This window comes from Kribbella pratensis (genome assembly GCF_004365355.1).
Taxonomy (GTDB): Bacteria; Actinomycetota; Actinomycetes; order Propionibacteriales; family Kribbellaceae; genus Kribbella.
Map to the genome: position 1 here is coordinate 1667704 of NZ_SODP01000001.1, position 13014 is coordinate 1680717.

Consider the following 13014-nt stretch of genomic DNA (forward strand, 5'->3'; position numbering starts at 1 on the left):
TTCCGCGCTACCCGCCGTCACCCAGTCTGACGACCACGAGACGACGAAGGTGACCATGCTGTTGCATCTGGATTCCAGTGCCAATCGCTCCGACGAGTCGGTGACCAGGAGGCTGACCAGACTGTTCGCGGACCGCTGGCGGTCCGACCACGACTCGACCGAGTACCGGTACCGCGACCTCGCCGCGGACCCGGTGCCGCCCATCGACACGGCGTACTGTCAGCTCGGCCGGCGTTCCGAGCGGGAGGGCGTGGTGCCGCTCGAGCTGGTCGGCGCCCTGGTCGAGAACGCCGCCGAAGCTGATGCCTGGGCACTGACCGAGCCGCTGATCACCGAGGTGCTGGCGAGCAGCACGATCCTGATCGGAGCGCCGCTGTACAACTTCTCGCTGCCCGCCGCGCTCAAGGCCTGGATCGACCGCATCACCTTTCCGGGCGTGCTGGCACTGGGAGACACCGAGGTAGTGGTGATCACCAGCCGCGGCGGTGCCTACGGTCCAGGGACGCGGCGGGAGGGCTGGGACTACGAGGTGCCCTACCTGCGCGCGTACTTCACCAACTACGGCGTCCGAGACGACAACATCCGGTTCATCACGGCAGAGCTCAGTCTGGCCGGGCTGGTCCCGCGCCTCGCGCACCTGCGTCCGTTGGCGGAGCAATCCCTGGCGGACGCGATCTCAAGCATCGCGACGGGTCAGCACGCGACTGCCGAGCGCTAGACCGCCCAAGGCCCAGAGGACCAGGACGATCGCGCTCAGGGTGGGGGAGAGCGGGTCTGTGGTGCCGGTCAGATAGTTCTGGCCGGCACCACCGGGCAGCAGCGCAACGACCCAGACCAGCGCGCGGAGTGAGCTCTGGCTGAGCATGAGCGGGACGACCAGGAGCAGCAGGAAGGCAACGGTCAGCGTGCCCGCCGTACTGCGGACCACCCAGGCGATCCCGGCGACGAACAAGCCGGCCACGGTCGCATAGAAGCCGACCGACAGCAGGTCGACGACGAGACCGCCCGCGTCCCACTCAGCCCAGGAGCCCGCGGCCAGACCTCCTGTGACGGAAGCGATCGCGGCCACCACTAGTCCGTAGCAGAACAGGACCGGTGCCAATACGGCGGCTTTCGCCAGCACGACGTTCCGGCGTACCGGAGTCCACTGCAGGGTCGAGCGGATGCTGCCGGTGGCGTACTCCGATGTCACGCTCAGCAGTGCGAAGGCGGCAACGACCACCTGCACGATCAGGATCACCGAGGCGCCGAACTCGCCGACCGGCTGCGACTCGGCGTACGCGCGATGGGAGTTGTCGTACGCGAGGCTGAACCCGTACTGCACACCGAGCAGCGCTGTCAGCAAGACGGCCCCCACGATGTTCAGCCAGCTCGACCGAACCGTCCACAGCTTCGTCCACTCCGACCGGACCGCGTTCATCGCCTGCCTGCTTCCACGGGTTGAGGGTCTACTTGAGCTTGAGGCTTGCGCTTGCGCAGCCGATGGCGGACCAGTTCGACGACCAGCGTGACCAGGAGTGCGAGGCCGATGCCGAGGACGACGCCCTTGAGCGGGTTGTCCTCGAAGGCCTTACCGCCGATGAAGCCCACCAACGTGCAGTACGCGCCCCAACTGACCGCGGCGAGCGCGGCGAACGGCGTGAAGCTCCGGAGCGGGAAGCGGACGGAGCCCATGGTCAGCGTGACCGCAGTACGGCCGCCGGGCACGTAGCGAGCGACGACCAGGACCAGACCGCCGCGCTCCTCCAGCGAGCGCCGGGCCCATTGGACGGCGGTGTGCCTCTTGGTCCCCGGCTTGACCCGGTCGAGTAGCCGCCCACCGGCGCCGCGGCCGAGGGCGTACGAGAGGTGGTCGCCGATGAACGCACCGAGCGCCGCGACCACGATCACGGCGTACAGGTTGGGCTCACCGGTCGACGCGGCGAACACACCGGCGGTGACGACCAGCGTCTCGCTCGGGATCGCCGGGAAGAAGCCGTCCAGCGCCGCGAAGCCCCACAGCGCCAGGTAGATCCACCACGAGGACATCAGCTCGTCGGCGAAGTGGAGGATCGCGTCGCTCACGATGCCACCCCGTACTCCACGCTGTCGGCTGTCAGCTCCATGTAGGCCTCCTCGAGCGACGCATGCTCGGTGTGCAGCTCATGCAGCCGTACGCCGAGCTCGTGCGCGAGATCACCGACCCGCTCCACCGGTAGACCGGTCACGATCAGCCGTTCGTCGACGGAGTCCACCCGCTCCGCCTCGGCCGTCAGCCGCTCCCGCAGTACTGCGTGCTGCCGGAGATCGGGGACGCGGACGGCGACCGTACTGCGAGACGAGCCCGCGATCACCTCCGCGACCGGTGCGTCGGCGATCAGCCGGCCGCGCCCGATCACGACCAGCTGGTCGGCGGTCAGCTGCATCTCGCTCATCAAGTGACTGGAGACGAAGACCGTCCGGCCCTCGGCTGCGAGCGAACGCATCAGCTCACGCACCCAGCGGACGCCGTCCGGGTCAAGGCCGTTGACCGGCTCGTCGAACATCAGCACCTCGGGATCCCCGAGCAGCGCGCCGGCGATCCCGAGGCGCTGACCCATGCCGAGCGAGAACTGCCCGGCCCGCTTCCGGGTGACCGGATCCAGGCCGACGATCGACAACACGGCGTCGACCCGGCTGACCGGGATGCCGTTGCTGTGCGCCATCGCGATCAGGTGGTTCCGCGCGGTCCGCCGCGGGTGCAGCGCCTTGGCGTCGAGCAGGGCGCCGATCTTGGTCAGCGGCGACGGCCAGTCGGCGTACGGGCGGCCGTCCACGAGCGCGACGCCGTCGGTCGGGGCGTCGAGGCCGAGGATCATCCGCATCGTGGTCGACTTGCCGGCGCCGTTCGGGCCGAGGAAGCCGGTCACCCGGCCGGGCGAGACGGTGAGGTCGAGCGAGTCCACGGCGCGGGTGGCGCCGTAGGTCTTGGTGAGTCCTTCAAGGGTGATCACGCTGTCGAAACTACGAATCCGGGCACCCCCGGCACATCGCACCAACGGCTGGCCCGACCCCCGACTTTCGTCAGGTACGGCGGGCCTGTGGATACGCCGTCGGGTCGGCGTCGCGATGTCGATACCATCTGTGGCGTGACCGGCAATCGGCCGGGAACCCGCAACCAAGGAGTGCACTGTGTCGGAAGTCAAGGTCCATCTGGTCGGCGTCGAGGGCGAGGCTGAGCGGAGTGTGACCGAGACGACGACGATCGGGGAGCTGTTCGCCGAGATCTTCGGCCAGGACCGCTCCGCCATCGCCGCCCGCGTCAACGGTGAGCTGCGCGACCTGTCCCGGGTCGTCGCCGACGGCGACGAGATCGAGCCGGTCAAGGCAGCCTCCGAGGACGGCCGCGCGATCATCCGGCACTCGACCGCGCACGTGCTCGCGCAGGCGGTGCAGGACCTGTTCCCGGAGGCCAAGCTCGGCATCGGCCCGCCGGTGGAGAACGGGTTCTACTACGACTTCGACGTGCCGACGCCGTTCACGCCGGAAGACCTGACCAAGCTCGAGAAGAAGATGCAGCAGATCATCAAGGAGCGGCAGCGGTTCAGCCGCCGGGTGGTCAGCGACGACGACGCCCGCGAAGAGCTCGCCTCCGAGCCGTACAAGCTCGAGCTGATCGGCATCAAGGGCTCGGCGGCCGACGCGGCCGAGGGCGCGAGTGTCGAGGTCGGCGGCGGCGAGCTGACGATCTACGACAACGTCCAGCGCGACGACAGCGTCGCGTGGAAGGACCTGTGCCGCGGCCCGCACGTCCCGGCCACGGGATACCTCGGCAACTTCAAGCTGATGCGGACCGCGGCGGCGTACTGGCGGGGCAGCGAGAAGAACCCGCAGCTCCAGCGCATCTACGGCACGGCGTGGGAGTCCCGCGACGAGCTGAAGGCCTACCTGAACCGGCTGGAGGAGGCCGCCAAGCGCGACCACCGCAAGCTCGGCACGGAGCTCGACCTGTTCAGCTTCCCGGACGAGATCGGCTCGGGGCTCGCGGTGTTCCACCCCAAGGGCGGCGTCCTGCGGAAGGTGATGGAGGACTACTCCCGCCAGCGGCACGTCGAGGACGACTACGAGTTCGTCTACTCGCCGCACATCACCAAGGGGCAGCTGTTCGAGACCTCGGGCCACCTCGACTGGTACGCCGACGGCATGTATCCGCCCATGCACCTGGACGAGGAGCGTGGCGCGGACGGGCAGATCCGCAAGCAGGGCCAGGACTACTACCTGAAGCCGATGAACTGCCCGATGCACAACCTGATCTTCGCGGCCCGCGGCCGGTCGTACCGCGAGCTGCCGCTGCGGCTGTTCGAGTTCGGCACGGTGTACCGGCTGGAGAAGTCCGGTGTCGTGCACGGCATGACCCGCGCCCGCGGCTTCACCCAGGACGACGCGCACATCTACTGCACCCGTGAGCAGATGCGCGACGAGCTGCGCAACCTGCTGACCTTCGTGCTCGGCCTGCTCGCCGACTACGGCCTGGACGACTTCTACCTCGAGCTCTCCACCAAGAACCCGGACAAGTTCGTCGGCTCCGACGAGGTCTGGGAAGAGGCCACCGCGACGCTGCGGGAAGTTGCCGAGGGCTCCGGTCTCGAGCTGGTCCCGGATCCGGGCGGCGCGGCGTTCTACGGCCCGAAGATCTCGGTCCAGGCCAAGGACGCGATCGGCCGGACCTGGCAGATGTCGACGATCCAGCTGGACTTCAACCTGCCCGAGCGGTTCGAGCTCGAGTACACCGCGCCGGACGGCTCGCGGCAACGGCCGGTGATGATCCACCGGGCGCTGTTCGGCTCGATCGAGCGGTTCGTCGCGGTGCTGACCGAGCACTACGCGGGCGCCTTCCCTCCGTGGCTCGCCCCGGTCCAGGTCATCGGCATCCCGATCACCGACGGGCATGTCGACTACCTGTTCGAGGTCGCAAAGCAGTTGAAGGCGCAGGGCATCCGGGTCGAGGTCGACGCGTCCGACGACCGGATGCAGAAGAAGATCCGCAACGCGCAGAAGTCCAAGGTGCCGTACATGCTGATCGCCGGCGACGACGACATGGCGGCCGGCTCGGTGTCGTTCCGGTACCGCAACGGCGAGCAGAAGAACGGCGTGCCGATCGCGGACGCGGTGACCGAGATCGTCGAGGCCGTCAAGAAGCGCGTCCAAGTATGACAAGGGACCACCCGGACTCGCCGTACCAGCCGGAGGAGCTGGTGCGGCAGGACGGGGTCGGGGAGCCTGACGAGTTCATGCGGCTGTGGACGCCGCACCGGATGGCCTACATCGAGGGCGAGAACAAGCCGGTCAGCTCCGAGGCCGGCTCGGGCTGCCCGTTCTGCCGGTTGCCCGGTCTGCCCGACACGGACGCGCTGATCGTGCACCGCGGCGACGCGGCCTACGCCGTCCTCAACCTGTACCCGTACAACCCGGGTCACTTGATGGTCGTGCCCTACCGGCACGTGGCCGACTACACCGAGCTGACTGCCGCCGAGGTCACCGACGTCGCCGAGCTGACGCGCCAGGCGATGCAGGCAGTCCGCACGGTGTCGGGCGCACAGGGCTTCAACATCGGTATGAACCAGGGCGACATCGCCGGTGCAGGCATCGCCGCGCACCTGCACCAGCACGTTGTCCCGAGATGGGCAGGCGACATGAACTTCATGCCCGTGATCGCCGGCACCAAGGTCCTCCCACAGCTCCTGGCTGACACCAGAGCTCTACTCGCCAAATCCTGGCCCTAGTCGCCGGCCAGCCGCTCGCCGCTGAAGAGCTGCCAGTGGAAGTAGACCGGGTCGCCGATGGTTCCCGGCACCTTGCGGATCATTCTGATCGTGGTGGCAGTCCCGTTCGCGTGCCCCACCGAATACAGGTAGGCGGACTTGGTGTCCTTGTCGATGCCGAGCAGCAGGACCCCGTTCCCGCACGCCGCCGCTACCAGCGATTCGAACCCCTGCCAGGTCGAGCCCCGCACCTGCTTCACCACACCCGGGATGATCTGCCCGCCCGCCAACGGCAGGCGCGCCGTGTAGAGCTTGCCCGACGTCAGCGTCATCAGGAACGTGTCGTACGTCGCCGTTTGGCTGATCAGCGTCATCGCCTTCACACCCCGGTAGCCGGACTGCCACCCGGTGACCTGCCGGCTCGGCACGCCGTTCTTGTATGTCACGTTGCGGCGATAGAGCGTGCCGTCGGTGCGCAGCGAGTACTCGGTCTCACGCTGGTAAGTGGCAGTGACGTACGTCGAGCTGTCGAGACTGCGGTAGACCTGCCAGCCGGGTCCGACCCGCGTGACCTGCTTCTGCGTTACCCCTCCGCCGCCGTTCGCCGTGATGTAGCTGGTGTCGTACATCGTCGAACCCATGATGACCGGGCCCCGATGAGCCATGCCACCGACTTCGGCAGCGCCGTACCGAACCGTCGCGCTCAGCCTGACCTGTCCGTCCGGATAGAGGTCCTTGGCAACGATCCGGTCGTCGACCAGCGCGCCTTCGGCCTGGATGGTCTGCATCCGGTGATCCCCGCCGGCGGTCACCGAGCCGAGATTCAGCAGGCACTCACTCGGCGTGCTGCTCGGCTGTGCTGCCGCCGTCCCGGTCCCCAGCATCGCGGCGACGAGAGCTCCGGCGGTCAGAACGCCGTACCCGGTCCACTTGATCATGAACTCCACCCCCAATGGTGATTGATGGTGGTGAGACGCTGGACTGGACCGGAAAGTTTTCAGCCATCTTTCAACGCAGGAACAGCGGCAGCATCGGATCGACGATGGTGGTCAGAGCGTCGAGCGTGACCTCGCGGGGCGGGCTCGTCAGCGCGGAGACGCGGACCACGCGGCGGCCTTGCCGGAACACGAGTTCGCCGGCCTCGGGAAGGTAGTACCCGGGCTGGCCGATCGGCGCGAAACGAGGCGGCGGCACCCGCTGCGACTCCGGGATCGCGGCCTGGTCGAAGGCCTCGACGATCGACACGGTCGCGTCGAACGTCCCCCAGATGCACGTCAACGCGCCCTTCACCCGATAGTCGCGCCGCAGCTGAACCTGCAGCCGGACGAACTGCTCCGCCTGCGGAGTCGACAGCTGACACGTCTCGTCCGACTGCCGGGCCGGACGACGATTCTTCGGTACGGCGGCCCGCACGGCCAGCGCGATCGCAACCGCCTTCGCCCGGTCGATCCCGTCCGCGTTGCTGCGATCGATCCCACCCGCCGGCGTGATCCGCACGGCCCGGTCGCCCACGTGGAAGACCAGCCGCGAGTCGGCGATGAACGCGTCCGGTCCGAGCTCCGGCAATGCCTCGAGCGCGCCGGCCCCGTCCATCAGGCGGCTGAGTGTGTCGGGCTGACTGGGCAGAGCGCTCACGCCGACCGTCACGGCCCGGTCCTCGAGCAGCAGCGTGCACAGGTCCATCGCGGGGAGGCCGCCGTCGTTCCAGGCGTTCGGCTTCGCGGTGACCGGGACCCGGAGCTTGGCGGCCAGCGTGCGCGTGATCGCCGTACAGACCTGGGGTCCGGGCGCTCCCGCCGTACCGTCCAGGCCCTCGGGTTGCTGGGGCGCGATGACGGTCGGCACGACCGCGGTCGGAGGAACGACAGGCGGTCGCGAGTCGTTGGCGCGCTGGGCGACCGTACAGCCGCTGGCCACGAGCACAACGAGCACGCCGGCCAGCAGACGCATCCCACCCACCTCCTAGCGTCCAGCATCGCGCGGATTCACCTCTCATGCAGGTGGAATCGGGTGGCATGTCACCGGACAGTGGTCCGTCTGGACTACGATCGCGTCGCCATGCTTAACAGATTCCGGCAGTTCTGGACCAAGGTGATCACGCCGATCGCCACCCTCCTGCTCAAGCTCGGCGTGACCGCCGACATGGTCACGCTGGTGGGCACTATCGGTGTGTCCGCCGGGGCGCTGATCTTCTTCCCGCGCGGCCAGCTGTGGCTCGGCGTGGTGGTCATCACCTGTTTCGTGTTCTCCGACCTGATCGACGGCTACATGGCCCGGACGTCGGGTACGTCGTCGAAGTGGGGCTCGTTCCTCGACTCGACGCTGGACCGGATCGCCGACGGCGCGATCTACGGCGGCCTGGTGATGTACTACGCCAACTCGCACGAGGGCAACTCGACGCTGATGGCCGCGGTGACGCTGTGGGCCCTGGTGATGGGCGCGGTCACGTCGTACGCCCGGGCGAAGGCGGAGAGCCTCGGTCTGAAGGCGAGCGGCGGCCTGGCCGAGCGCGCCGACCGGCTCGTGTTCACGCTGATCCTGGCGTTCTTCTCCGATGTGTTCAACCTGCCGATCCTGCTGGAGATCGTCATCTGGTACGTCGCCGCGGCGAGCACGATCACCGTCGTCCAGCGCTCGCTCTCGGTGCGTAAGCAGGTCCTGGCCGACCCGGCGAACGCGGGCCTGGACACCCCGCCGCCGGCGGAGCCGAAGAACGACTGACGATGGAGGGTCTCAAGCAGCGGGCGGTCGACGCGGCCTTCGCGCTCGCCTGGACCCTCGTACGACGCCTCCCCGAACGCACCGTCTCGTGGCTGTTCCAGCAGGCCGCCGACCGCACGGTCCGCCGCAACGGCCGAGGCGTACGGCGCTTGCGCGGCAACCTGGCCGTCGTACGCCCGGAGGCAACCGAGGCCGAGCTGGACGCGCTCGTTCTGGCTGGAATGCGTTCGTACCTGCGCTACTGGCAGGAGACGTTCCGGCTGCCGGAGTGGTCGGACGAGGAGATCGTGAACAGCGTCCGCACAGTCAACGAGAAGCTGCTCCGCGACGCGCACGCAGCCGGACGCGGCGTGATCTGCGCGCTCCCGCACCTCGCGAACTACGACCACGCCGGCGCCTGGGCCGGCCTGACGGGGATGCCGGTCTCGACCGTCGCCGAACGTCTCAAGCCGGAATCGTTGTTCGACCGCTTCATCGAGTACCGCAAGAAGCTCGGCATGGAGGTCCTTCCGCTGACCGGCGGTGAGGACGACGTGACCGCCGTACTCGCGGACCGGCTCCGGGCCGGCGGCTTCGTCTGCCTGGTCGCCGATCGGGACCTCTCCGAACGCGGTATCCCGGTCACGTTCTTCGGCCGTCCGTCGCGGATGCCCGTCGGCCCGGCCGCGCTGAGTCTGAAGACCGGCGCGCCACTCATCCCGGCGACGCTTCACTACGACGGCCCGGACCTCGTCATCACGTTCCACGACGCGATCGAGCCCGACGGCGGCGCGGCCGCGATGACCCAGCGCTGCGCCGACGCGTTCGCGATCGGCATCGCAGCGCACCCGCAGGATTGGCACATGCTGCAGAGGATTTTCCTCGAGGGGTGAGAATCGTTCCGTGAGGATCGGCGTGGTGTGCCCGTACTCGCTGGGCACGCCCGGCGGAGTGCAGAACCATGTCCGTGATCTCGCCGATGCGCTGCTCGCCCTCGGCCACGAGATCTCGGTCCTGGCACCGGTCGACGACTTCGACAAGGTTCCGCCGTACGTCGTCTCGTCGGGTCGCGCTGTCGGCGTGCCGTACAACGGATCCGTTGCGCGGGTGACGTTCGGCCCGCGGACGGCGGCTCGCGTGAAGGGCTGGCTCGCCGACGGGGACTTCGACGTGGTCCATGTGCACGAGCCGACCACGCCGAGCGCATCGATCATCGCGCTCTGGTCGGCTGATGGGCCGTTCGTCGCGACGTTCCACACCTGGCAGGTCCGCTCGCGCGCGATGAGCGTCGCGTCGAGCCTGCTCCGCCCGGCGCTGGAGAAGATCGACGCCCGGATCGCGGTGTCCGAGAACGCCCGCTCGATGATGGTCCAGCACATCGGCGGTGAGGCCGTCGTCATCCCGAACGGCCTCTACACCGCCCGGTTCAAGGGCAGCCCGCGTCCGGAGTGGATGGGCCAGGACGGCACGATCAGCTTCCTCGGCCGGTTGGACGAGCCGCGCAAGGGTCTCGGCGTACTGCTGGACGCCGTACCGCTGCTGCTCGCCGAACGCCCGCATCTGAGGGTGCTCGTCGCAGGCTCGGGACAGGCAGACGAGGCCCGTCGCTCGTTGCCGCCGCGCTACCGGGAGAACGTTCTGTTTCTCGGCGCGATCGACGACGAGGCCCGCGCCGACATGCTCGCCGGCTCGGATCTGTACGTCGCGCCCCACCTCGGCGGCGAGTCCTTCGGCATCGTCCTGCTCGAGGCGATGGCCGCCGGTGCACCGGTGGTGGCGAGCGATCTGCCCGCGTTCCATCAGGTCTTGGACGGCGGCCGTCTGGGGGAGCTGTTCGAGCCGGGCAATTCCGCCGAGCTCGCTGCCCGCGTTCTGCGCTTGCTTCGCCGGCCCGACGACCGCGAACGCCTCCGCTCCGCGGGCCTCGTCGCCGTACCGCAGTACGACTGGTCGGTCCTGCTCCCGGAGCTGCTGTCCGTCTATGAGCTGGTCGCCCGCCGATAGCGATCCGCAAGCCGACGGAGGTACGCCGTCAGTTCGGGTGGCCCGTCACGGACCACGAAGTCCGCATCGAGCAGGCTGAGGTGGACCGCGAGCGTCTGCACGCTGTCAGCACCGGTCCGCAACAAGGACCGCTGCGCGTCGATCGGCTCGACCGCACCCACGGCTGCGCTCAGTTGCTCAGCGAGAACAGACGCCGGTACGGCGACCTCCACCGATGCCGTGTACCGCCAGGCGGCGCGTGAGACGCCACGCGACACGTAGGCCGACACATCACCGCCCTCGGGCAGCTCGCGTGCTGCGAACCGCGGACCGGTCGGAATGCGCGGCTGTATCCGGTCCACCCGAAACGTCCGCCAGTCATCCTTCTCGCGGTCAAAACCGACCAGGTACCAACGCCGACCCCAGTTCACCAGCCGGTGCGGCTCTATCCGCCGGAGTGTGGCTGAGCCGTCGTGGGAGAGGTAATCGAACCGCAACTGCTCCCGATCCCTGCACAGAGCCGCCAACTGACTCAGCAGCTCCGGATCAACCACCGGACCGGCGACATCCGCAGGCACCTGCACCGTGTAGCTGGCCAGCGTGTTGACCCGCCGGCGCAGCCGTGAGGGGAGGACCTGCTCCAGCTTGGTCAGCGCCCGCAGCGACATCTCCTCGACGCCTGCGATGCCCGCTGCCTTCCGTAGCCCGATCACGACGGCTACGGCCTCGTCGTCGTCCAGGAGCAACGGCGGCAGGGCCGCGCCGGCTCCGAGCCGGTAGCCGCCGACCGAACCGCGCGTGGCGTCGACCGGGTAGCCGAGCGACCGCAGTCGCTCGACGTCGGTGCGGACGGTCCGCGGACTCACCTGCAGCTTCTCGGCGAGCTCGGCGCCGGTCCAGTCGCGGGGCGACTGCAGCAATGTCAGCAGCTTCAGGAGCCGGGTCGACGTCTCGATCATGTCCGAAAGTCTCCCAGACCATTAGGAAGCAAACCCGCCTAATGGACTTCTAGCGTGATGCCATGACCAACAACACCGAGATCCGCCCCTTCCGCATCGACATTCCTCAGGCCGACCTCGACGATCTGCACGACCGCCTGGCTCGCACCCGTTGGGCCGACGAGCTCGAGCTCGACCACACCGGCGCAGTCCAGACCGGACCGCTGCCGCCCGAGTGGGAGTACGGCGTCCCGCTGTCCTACGTGAAGCGGCTCGCCGACCAGTGGTTGACGTCGTACGACTGGCGGAAGTGGGAGGAGCGGCTCAACTCCTACCCGCAGTACGTCACCGAGATCGACGGGCAGAACGTGCACTTCTTCCACGTGCGGTCGGCCGCGCCGGACGCGATCCCGCTCATCCTCACCCACGGATGGCCGAACACCTCGCTGGAGTACCTCGACCTGATCGAGCCGCTGACCAGCCCGAGGAACGGCGAGCAGGCGTTCCACCTGGTCATCCCGACCGTCCCCGGCTTCGGCTTCTCCGGTCACACCCGGGACCGCGGCTGGAACAGGTATCGCGTGGCGGCCGCCTGGGCCGAGCTGATGCGCCGCCTCGGCTACGAGCGGTACGGCGCTCACGGCAACGACGGCGGTTCGTACGTGTCGCCGGAGGTCGGGCGGATCGATCCGGACAACGTCATCGGCGTACACGTGACGCAGCTGTTCTCGTTCCCCAGCGGCGACCCGGCGGAGCTCGAGAACCTGACCGACGAGGAGCAGGGCTATCTGCAGTTCCTGCAGTACTTCAACGAGAACCTGGGCGCCTACGCGAAGCTGCAGGAGCAGGCGCCCCAGAACGTGGCGCATGCCCTGGCCGACTCGCCGACCGGTCAGCTGGCGTGGATCGCTCAGCTGCTCAGCAATTGCAGCGACGAGCATGTACTGACCAACGCGACCATCTACTGGCTGACCAACACCGGCGCATCCTCGGCGCGGTTCTACTTCGAGGACAAGCACGCCGATCACCCGAAGGAACCGACGACCACGCCGACCGGGCTGGCCAGCTTCGCGTTCGACTTCCGGCCGCTGCGGCGGTTCGCCGAGCGGGACCACGCAAACATCGTGTCCTGGCACGAGTTCGACCGCGGCAGCCACTGGGCGACCCAGGACGCCCCGGACCTGCTGGTGCAGGATCTCCGCGAGTTCTTCGGAACGCTCAGCTGAGCTTCGCGGCGGTCGCGTTGATCTCTTCCAGGTCTCCTGACGTCGGGTGCCAGGGGAGCTGGAGGGGGTCGTCCTTGTAGCGGGGGATCACGTGCAGGTGGGTGTGGAACACCGACTGCCACGCGTCCGCGCCGATGCAGCTGAGCAGGTTCGCACCGTCGGCGTCGAGACGCTCGATCACCCGGGCGACCAGCGACTGGGCGAGCAGGGTCGCAGCCGTGAGGTCCTCGGCGGACGCCTCACGCAGGTCGGTGGAGTGCGTCCGGGGGATCACCAGCAGGTGGCCGCGGGTCGCCGGGTTGATGTCCATGAACGCGATCGCGCGGTCGTCGGACGCCACCTGGGTCGACGGGATGGTTCCGGCCACGATCCCGCAGAAGATGCAGTTCTCGCTCATCGGCACAGGCTATACACTGCGCGAGCATCACATGGTGCGGAGCCTGTCCA

The 13014-nt window shown here is 68.4% G+C and carries 14 protein-coding genes; 7 read left to right on the forward strand and 7 right to left on the reverse strand.

What is annotated here, in order from left to right:
- Positions 1–55 precede the first annotated feature (55 nt).
- Entirely contained in the window at positions 56–718 is a 663-nt protein-coding gene (locus EV653_RS07835; RefSeq protein WP_134099417.1) for an FMN-dependent NADH-azoreductase, read from the forward strand.
- Here EV653_RS07835 and EV653_RS07840 read toward each other — a convergent pair.
- Genes EV653_RS07840 through EV653_RS07850 form a run of 3 tightly spaced genes read right to left on the reverse strand, consistent with a single transcriptional unit; the run spans position 677 to position 2972 of the window.
- Positions 677–1420: an ABC transporter permease gene (locus EV653_RS07840; RefSeq protein ID WP_134099422.1), complete on the reverse strand. Its 744-nt coding sequence runs from the start codon at positions 1418–1420 to the stop codon at positions 677–679. The two genes, EV653_RS07835 and EV653_RS07840, sit on opposite strands and share 42 nt — an antisense overlap.
- On the reverse strand, positions 1417–2064 hold the full coding sequence (locus EV653_RS07845; RefSeq protein ID WP_134099425.1) for a DedA family protein: 648 nt from the start codon (positions 2062–2064) through the stop codon (positions 1417–1419). Before EV653_RS07845 ends, EV653_RS07840 begins: the two co-directional genes overlap by 4 nt.
- Positions 2061–2972: an ATP-binding cassette domain-containing protein gene (locus tag EV653_RS07850; protein WP_134099428.1), complete on the reverse strand. Its 912-nt coding sequence runs from the start codon at positions 2970–2972 to the stop codon at positions 2061–2063. Before EV653_RS07850 ends, EV653_RS07845 begins: the two co-directional genes overlap by 4 nt.
- A 178-nt stretch (positions 2973–3150) precedes the next feature.
- Between EV653_RS07850 and thrS the strand changes: the two genes are divergently transcribed.
- Together thrS and EV653_RS07860 are read left to right on the forward strand one after the other, a co-directional pair.
- On the forward strand, positions 3151–5172 hold the full coding sequence (gene thrS, locus EV653_RS07855) for a threonine--tRNA ligase (protein ID WP_134099431.1): 2022 nt from the start codon (positions 3151–3153) through the stop codon (positions 5170–5172).
- Positions 5169–5741, forward strand: coding sequence for an HIT family protein (locus EV653_RS07860; protein ID WP_134099434.1), 573 nt, complete (start codon positions 5169–5171; stop codon positions 5739–5741). Before thrS ends, EV653_RS07860 begins: the two co-directional genes overlap by 4 nt.
- Here the strand turns inward: EV653_RS07860 and EV653_RS07865 are convergent.
- Together EV653_RS07865 and EV653_RS07870 are read right to left on the reverse strand one after the other, a co-directional pair.
- Positions 5738–6658, reverse strand: a complete 921-nt coding sequence (locus tag EV653_RS07865; RefSeq protein ID WP_134099437.1) for a hypothetical protein — start codon at positions 6656–6658, stop codon at positions 5738–5740. The two genes, EV653_RS07860 and EV653_RS07865, sit on opposite strands and share 4 nt — an antisense overlap.
- Positions 6659–6728: 70 nt before the next feature.
- Positions 6729–7670: a hypothetical protein gene (locus EV653_RS07870; RefSeq protein WP_238159621.1), complete on the reverse strand. Its 942-nt coding sequence runs from the start codon at positions 7668–7670 to the stop codon at positions 6729–6731.
- Between the two features lie 108 nt (positions 7671–7778).
- On the opposite strand from EV653_RS07870, the gene pgsA reads away from it, so the two are divergent.
- The 3 genes from pgsA to EV653_RS07885 are packed head-to-tail and all read left to right on the forward strand — an operon-like array spanning position 7779 to position 10424.
- Positions 7779–8441, forward strand: a complete 663-nt coding sequence (gene pgsA / locus EV653_RS07875; protein ID WP_134099440.1) for a phosphatidylinositol phosphate synthase — start codon at positions 7779–7781, stop codon at positions 8439–8441.
- A gap of 2 nt (positions 8442–8443) precedes the next feature.
- Positions 8444–9313: a phosphatidylinositol mannoside acyltransferase gene (locus EV653_RS07880; RefSeq protein WP_134099443.1), complete on the forward strand. Its 870-nt coding sequence runs from the start codon at positions 8444–8446 to the stop codon at positions 9311–9313.
- 10 nt (positions 9314–9323) lie between these two features.
- Entirely contained in the window at positions 9324–10424 is a 1101-nt protein-coding gene (locus EV653_RS07885; RefSeq protein WP_134099446.1) for a glycosyltransferase family 4 protein, read from the forward strand.
- Here the strand turns inward: EV653_RS07885 and EV653_RS07890 are convergent.
- A complete protein-coding gene (locus EV653_RS07890; protein ID WP_134099449.1) occupies positions 10400–11362 on the reverse strand; it encodes a helix-turn-helix transcriptional regulator in 963 nt (320 codons plus the stop codon). The two genes, EV653_RS07885 and EV653_RS07890, sit on opposite strands and share 25 nt — an antisense overlap.
- 62 nt (positions 11363–11424) lie before the next feature.
- Between EV653_RS07890 and EV653_RS07895 the strand changes: the two genes are divergently transcribed.
- Entirely contained in the window at positions 11425–12567 is a 1143-nt protein-coding gene (locus EV653_RS07895; protein WP_134099452.1) for an epoxide hydrolase family protein, read from the forward strand.
- On the opposite strand, the gene EV653_RS07900 is transcribed toward EV653_RS07895, so the two are convergent.
- Positions 12560–12964: an HIT family protein gene (locus EV653_RS07900; RefSeq protein ID WP_134099455.1), complete on the reverse strand. Its 405-nt coding sequence runs from the start codon at positions 12962–12964 to the stop codon at positions 12560–12562. The genes EV653_RS07895 and EV653_RS07900 overlap by 8 nt on opposite strands.
- Between the last annotated feature and the right edge of the window lie 50 nt (positions 12965–13014).